The sequence below is a fragment of the Methylobacterium sp. D53M genome, assembly GCF_053345625.1.
The window spans coordinates 1-847 of record NZ_JBKFAL010000084.1 but is presented as its reverse complement, the minus strand read 5'-3'; the positions used below and the strand labels follow the sequence as shown (position 1 = coordinate 847).

Genomic DNA, 847 nt, shown 5'->3' with positions numbered 1-847 from the left:
TTGAACTGACCGACGCGCAGTGGGAGCAGATCGCCCCGCTGCTGCCTCCGCAGAAGCCGCGCACGGGCCGGCCTGCGGAGGATCACCGGCAAGTCCTCAACGGCATGCTCTGGATCCTGCGCACGGGCGCACCCTGGGAGGATCTACCGGCGCGCTACGGTGCTGTGGGAACGGTGTCGAGCCGGTTCTACCGGTGGCGCAAGGCCGGCGTGTTCGACCGGGTGCTGCGGCGGCTGCAGGCGCAGGCGGACGCGCGCGGCGACCTCGACTGGGATCTGCACTTCGTGGACGCCACGGTGGTGCGCGCCCACCAGCACGCCGCCGGGGCGCGCCGGTCCGGCGCCATCGGGGGGTGAGGCGACCGTCGAAGGCGTGGGCGAAGCGCTCGGGCGCAGCCAGGGCGGCTTCTCGACCAAGCTGCATCTGCGTGCCGAGGGCGGGGGTAAGCCGATCACGGCGGTGCTGACGGCGGGCGAGCGGCACGAGCAGTTTGCGTTGGATGCTCTCATGGACAAGGGCGCGGTGCCACGTCCAGGGCGGGGCCGCCCGCGCCTACGTCCCCGGCGGATGGCAGGCGACCGGGGCTACTCCAGTCCGCCGGCCCGTCGTCGCCTCCGACAACGCCGGGTCGAGCCGGTGATCCCCACCCGCAAGGATCAGCCCCGCCAGCTCGATTTCGACAAAGCCGCCTACCGCGAGCGCAACAAGGTCGAGCGGTTGATCGGCCGGCTCAAGCAGTATCGCCGCATCGCCACCCGCTACGAGAAGCGAGCCGCGAACTACCTCGCCATGGTCACGCTCGGCATGACCATGCTCTGGCTCAGATGACTTTGCAGAGACGCCCTAG

General features: G+C 70.8%; 1 protein-coding gene. It reads left to right on the top strand.

Features of this window, described 5'->3' with window-relative positions:
* A protein-coding gene (locus ACLBYG_RS31585) for an IS5 family transposase (protein ID WP_447684086.1) occupies positions 1-828 on the top strand; the annotation gives its coding sequence in 2 pieces (ribosomal slippage) (positions 1-347 and positions 349-828; 827 coding nt annotated over the 2 pieces). This gene is flagged as partial in the annotation.
* Positions 829-847 lie beyond the last annotated feature (19 nt).